Source organism: Paraclostridium benzoelyticum, assembly GCF_001006285.1.
GTDB classification, from domain to species: Bacteria; Bacillota; Clostridia; order Peptostreptococcales; family Peptostreptococcaceae; genus Paraclostridium; species Paraclostridium benzoelyticum.
The window spans coordinates 1-6,109 of record NZ_LBBT01000263.1 but is presented as its reverse complement, the minus strand read 5'-3'; the positions used below and the strand labels follow the sequence as shown (position 1 = coordinate 6,109).

The window sequence follows — 6,109 nt, the reverse complement described above, 5'->3', positions numbered from 1 at the left end:
TATTATTATATATATCCATTATTAATAGATTATAAACAAAATTCTTAAAATTAAAAAGCACTGATTTGATAGTATTCACTTTCAAAATCAGTGCTTTTTTTAGGAGTAATATCAAATTACATCCTATTCCTCTTTTGACTTTTATTAAATATAGTTTGCAATTTAGCTTGAACTCTAACCTTTGGACTTTAGACTAAAACTAACTGCACTCTAGTAGACCGAGGTTTTCTAGTAGATTCATTATATTTAATACGATACTTTTTCAAGTACCCAGTCACCATCACTCCCAAAGACACTACCAAAAGGTTAGATATAATCTAGCTTTTGCTTAGTAAGTGTTGGTTTGACAATTAACCTTAATTAACTGTCTGATTATATATTAACCATTATCATAAATAATATGTATTTAATTTTAAATTTTTTTATTTTTAATTAATCAATTTTGCCATCAAAGTTCTGATCTAAATTTACTAAATTAGGATTTTTATTTATATCTGGTTTGTTTAATCCAATCGTTCCATCATTATCACTATCTAATTTTGAAAATGCTTCAGTATATTTTTCAAAAGCTTCTAAATCACTCATAATAACTTCATAGTTTACTTCTTTGAACGTAATAAATCCGTCTCCGCCTTGTGCTAAAAATATATTAGCTACAGTATTTATTTTCATATCATTTGTTACTTGTGTTTTATTTTCATCTTTTAAATTTATGCTATCTACTTTTACAACCCAGTTACCATTAACAAGTTCTGGGTGCCATTTATATGTAAATCCTTCTACTTGTAACATTCTTGGCCTATTGTATTTTCCTTGTTGCATACCAATTACCCAATCATGTATATTCTGAGTTTCTAAAATTGTTTTTAATTGTGCCCCACTTAATGTAAGCTTTGTTAAATCATTTCCAAATGGTTGTATTGTGTAAACATCTTCATATGTTACATCACCTTGTTGTAAATCAGCTCTTACTCCACCTATATTCATCATTGATATCTGAACATCTTCACCTTTTTCTTTAGCTGCCCATAGTTGAGCATCTGCTATCATTCTTCCAAGTTCTGATTCTCCATTTGCACCTTCTATATTTCTTGAAATAAATTCTTCTGCGAAACCTACTTTTCTTTCAAGTAAATGTTTAACATCTTCCCTTGCTTTTTGAACCATAAGTGTGACAGCTTTATCTGCTGATATATTTTTAGGGTCTATTGGTAATATTTCTGCTTTTGAAGATACTACATCTCCACTTTCTTTATCTATAACCAAATCTATATCACTTATATTAGTAGATTTAGAATATGCTTGAGTTACTACTATATCATCTTTTCCTTCTCTTTTTACAACTGAGTTTGCAAACTGATGATTATCACCTGCCATTATTACATCAACCTCATCATTTACCTTTCGAGATATATCATATATATCGCTACTTCCCTCTAAATCTACAAGTTTTCCTGTATCTTTATCTGTTAGCGCTGGCACATGAGATAATACTATTATAGTTTTTACACCTTGTTGCTGAAGCTCTTTAGTATATTTATCTATAGCACTCACCTCATCTATAAAGTCCACATCTTTTATACCTGCAGGTACAACTTTTCTTGCAGTATCTGTTGTTACTATACCTATTACACCTACTTTTACCCCATCAAATTCTTTTATAGTATATGGGCTTAGTATTGGCTCTCCTTTTTTTACTTCCTTATTTCCAAACTTCATATCTTTATTTGCTACAACGTTAGCCGTTACCCAATTAAAGCTTTGAGATCCTTCCCAATTAAGTCCTGATGAGTGAGTTCCGCCTTGTATTATCCTAGCTAGTTCACTTGTGCCTTCATCATATTCATGATTTCCCGTAGTCACTACATCTACATTCATTTCTTTCATTATTTCTAAAGTTGGTTGGTCTTGTTTTAATGCTGTAACAGCAGGACTTCCTCCTACTGCATCTCCAGCTGAAAGTGTAAGTGTATTTTTATTTTCACTTTGTAATTTTTTTAAATACGCTGATAAATTATCTATACCTCCACCCAATTTAGAATCTACATCAAATTGCCCATGTAAATCATTAAACGATAACAATTGAATATCTACCGTATTTTTATCACCTTCTGCTTTGTTTAAATCATAAGCATAAGTAGCCATTTCATTGTCCAAATCTTTTACTTTTTTCACACTCGGTATATCATTTAAATAACTTTCTCCATTTTTATGAGAATTAAATAAAACTTTAGCATTTGTTTTTACTGGCTTGATTTTCCAGTTATTATCTTTTGAAGGAGTTATTTTTCCTGTTTCTTTTATGTAATTTATTACTGCTTGTCTGTTTTCATCAGGAGATGAGTAAACTACTTGTGCATCTTTAATTCCAGGGAAAGTTCCACTTGCTCTATAGTTATTAGTAACTACTAAAAATTCTTGATTTGGATCTAATTTTCTACCATTGTATTTTAAATTTGATATTCTTTGTGAATCTTGATTTATAGCATTTCCATTGCTATCATATTTGGCTTTTTTAGTTACATCTATTTCATATGTAAGACCTTCTATAGAATCAAAATTATATGATCTATATGCAGGATTAAACAATTGCTGATCTTCGTTTGAGGTAGGATTTATCGTGTTGTACATACCACTTGTCATTTCTAACCATTCTTTTATTTGTGCTCCATTTATCTTTAATATGCTTATAGTATTATCATATAAATACAAGTTTGATAAGTCTTTTATTTTAAGTTCTCCCGATTTTATATCTACATAGTTAGTTGAATCATTGAATTCTCGTCCTCCTGCTTTAAATGGAGCTGCTGCAGATAATATAGGTAAATCTTTATATTGTTTAAGTTCATCTTGTCCTTGTTCTATTTTGTTTTTAGCATACCACTTTTGAGCCTGTGCTACTAATTCAACTGATTCATTATCTGATACTAGTGAAAAGAAACTATTTAACTCTTTAGTGGTTTCTCCTACAGGCTTATTTATAAATTCTATTGTAGCTTCATGTGCTTTTTTCAAATCTTTATTTTTAGTTATAATCGGATTATTTTCTGGCTTTAATTCTTTTACATTTTTCCTTGATACCTTACTTTCTTTATCATTAACAACCCAAGTTTTTCCCTTTTGTTCCAATTTTAAATCAACTATTCCTAACTCTTTTCCCCAGTTAGCAGGCTGTATAATTTGAACTCCATTCATTTCTGTTTGTGTTGTTGAATGGGAGTGACCTGCTACAACAACATCTAAACCTTTTACTTTTGTTAATTGATATGCAGCATTTTCAGAGTTCATTATATGCTCATCACTCTCACCTGTTCCAGTGTGCGCTAAAGCTATTACTATATCAACCTTATGTTTTTCTTTCAATTTTTTGGTTATTTTCTCAACTGAAGTTTTCATATCTTCAACTTTAACTTTACCTTGTAAGTTTTTCTTATCCCAATTTAATATTTGAGGTGGCACAACTCCAGTTATTCCTATTTTAACTTTTTGTTTTTTACCGTTTGAATCTATTACTGTTTCATTTATTATATTATATGGATTGAATATATTCTTCCCATTGTTATCTAAAACGTTCGCATTAACAATATTTGTTCTCATTACATTTTTCTTTGTTATTTGTTTTAAGAAGTCAAGTCCATAATTAAATTCATGATTCCCTAATGTAGTTGCATCATAACCTAATATATCTAACGCTTCATATACAGGGTATTTCTCTCCTGGTTTAACTTTTGTTTCTTCATTCATTGCATATACTGTGGATAATGGGTTCCCTTGTATTACATCTCCATTATCTACTAATATTGAGTTGTCTATGTTTTTGTTTTTTGTATCTTTATCTACTTCTTTTTTTGACTTTTCGATTATAGTTGATAATCTTGATAATCCAATGTTAGGATCTTGTTTATCTGTAAAATAATCATGATCCATTATATTAGCATGTAAATCCGTTGTAGCCATTATTCGAAAATCAACAGTTGAATTTTCCTTTTTTGCAGCTTCTGAAACTGTTAGTTGCATAATTGGTGCTATAACTCCTGCTGATATAGCTATTGCTGCTAGTCTTTTTACTCCCTTTTTATAACTCATAATTTCTCCCCTTTATAAAAACATTTCATTTAAATTTCACTATTATCCTATCAAATTGTTATAATAATATCAATATAATTTTATTTCAACAAATTTAAAATATATTATTTTAATCTTCATATTAAAAGAAAAAAGCACTGATTTGACAGCATTTGCTTTCAAAATCAGTGCTTTTTTAGGAGTAATATTAATTACATCCTATTCTCTTTTGACTTTTATTAAATATAGTTTGCAATTTAGCTTGAAGTCTAATCTTTGGACTTTAGACTAAAACTAACTGCACTCTAGTAGACCGAGATTATCTAGTAGATTCATTATATCTAATATGATACTTTTTCAAGTACCAAGCCCCCATCACTCCCAAAGTAACTATCAAAAGATTAGAATTTATCTAGCTTTTAAATAGTAAGTAATGGTTTGACAATCAACCTTAATTAACTGTCTGATTATATATTAACCATTTCATTAAATTATATACGCATAATTTAAATTTTTTTAATTTTTATCATAGTTAATTATACTACTCCATAGCATTTACATTTTTAGATTTATTTGTATTAAATTTTTTATATAGAAATTCAACTGTCTTTATTACTATATATCCAATAACCAATATAGCTATTATAACTTGAACATATAAAAATGCTCTAACCGTACTCTCTAGCTGAGATCCTACCTTACCCAGGTATTTTGCATATCTCTGAGATGCAACAACACTTATTCCAAGTGGGAAAGTAAGTGGAGCAAGACCTGGAGAATAAGGTAATTTTATAAGTTTTGGAAGTATTGTGTACCCATATAAAAGTGATATGTATGAAGCAGCTGCCAAAATACTTACAAACATAGCATTTGGCTTATCTGCAATTGCAAAATAAGCGGCTAAACATATATTTGCTGGAGCTACCATTATCATTAAAGTTGGAACTTTTGGTCCAGTTAGTTTTTCCATAGATAAAAGTCTGTACATCATAATAGGGAATAGTACTACAAATGCTATAAGTGAATAATAAAATAATGCTTTAGAAATTTCAGGCATATTCATAGGTTTACTTGTAACAGCTGCCAGGCCAATTCCTACAGTTGGAATAAACCAACTTGGAATCATATTTTCCATTTTGAAATCTTTAATCATATAAACTGCAAATATTATAAAAGTTAAAAAATGCAAAGCTGTTGCACCTAGCCATAATCCACTAGCTATTGATGGATTTATTTCCACTAAATAAACTGCTACTAACATAAGTGTCATAAATATAGTTGGATAAATACTTCCAGCCATTGGATGCTTTATTTCATTCATAACTTTTTTTGGATGTAGTATTAACTTTATTAATAAAAATCCTATACATAATATTGAAAATATTACAGCTAGATGACGTACCCAAGTTACGTTAAACTCAAGTAATGCTGTGGATATACTCATAAACCCAAGCGCAATCCCAGCTATTGCAACAGGCATGTCTTCAAAATTTGACTTAACCTCTCTATTTTTAGCTTCCATATGTACACCTACTTATTTTAATTTTCCATCATCTATTAACTTTTCAGCTATATAAGCTGCAACTTCTCCTGTTATTTTAATACAGTGTGCTTTTCTTTCTGGTGATTGGAACTCAAAGTTTCTAGTCATCACTCTACAACAAGTACTTTTATATAGTTCTTTTATTCTATCGTGTAAATCAGCTGCATGTTTAAACATATCTTCATGCATTGCTTCTCCATGACATCTACCGTATACCATTCCTAATGCCATAACACCTCCACTTACAGCACCACAAAGACATCCTGATTTTCCTACACCAATTGGAAATCCTGAAGCTAACTTTGTAACTTCATCACTAAATGGTTTTCCTAGTTCATCATTTATAGTTTTTACAACTGCCTCTGAACAGAAAAATTCACCTCTTTCAAAATATCCCTCTGCTCTATTTCTTATTTCTGACACTCTTTGCTCTTTATTCACAAATTTCCCCTCCATTATACATTATTTTTATAATTTATACACTTATTATAATTTTTAATT

At 29.6% G+C, this 6,109-nt stretch carries 3 protein-coding genes; all 3 read right to left on the bottom strand.

Annotation, left to right across the window (positions count from 1 at the left end):
- Positions 1–432 precede the first annotated feature (432 nt).
- The gene (locus tag VN21_RS13500; protein WP_052952072.1) at positions 433–4,086 is read right to left on the bottom strand and encodes a bifunctional 2',3'-cyclic-nucleotide 2'-phosphodiesterase/3'-nucleotidase; all 3,654 of its coding nucleotides are present in this window, start codon (positions 4,084–4,086) and stop codon (positions 433–435) included.
- A 520-nt stretch (positions 4,087–4,606) separates the two neighbouring features.
- Positions 4,607–5,587, bottom strand: coding sequence for a TDT family transporter (locus VN21_RS13495; RefSeq protein WP_046823715.1), 981 nt, complete (start codon positions 5,585–5,587; stop codon positions 4,607–4,609).
- 12 nt (positions 5,588–5,599) lie between these two features.
- Complete coding sequence (locus VN21_RS13490) at positions 5,600–6,049, bottom strand: C-GCAxxG-C-C family protein (protein WP_226896712.1); 450 nt, start codon at positions 6,047–6,049, stop codon at positions 5,600–5,602.
- Positions 6,050–6,109 lie beyond the last annotated feature (60 nt).

Bases quoted from the DNA above. Each gene is read 5' to 3' on its own strand.
- VN21_RS13500 (WP_052952072.1), bottom strand. From the start codon at position 4,086: ATGAGTTATAAAAAGGGAGTAAAAAGACTAGCAGCAATAGCTATATCA.
- VN21_RS13495 (WP_046823715.1), bottom strand. From the start codon at position 5,587: ATGGAAGCTAAAAATAGAGAGGTTAAGTCAAATTTTGAAGACATGCCT.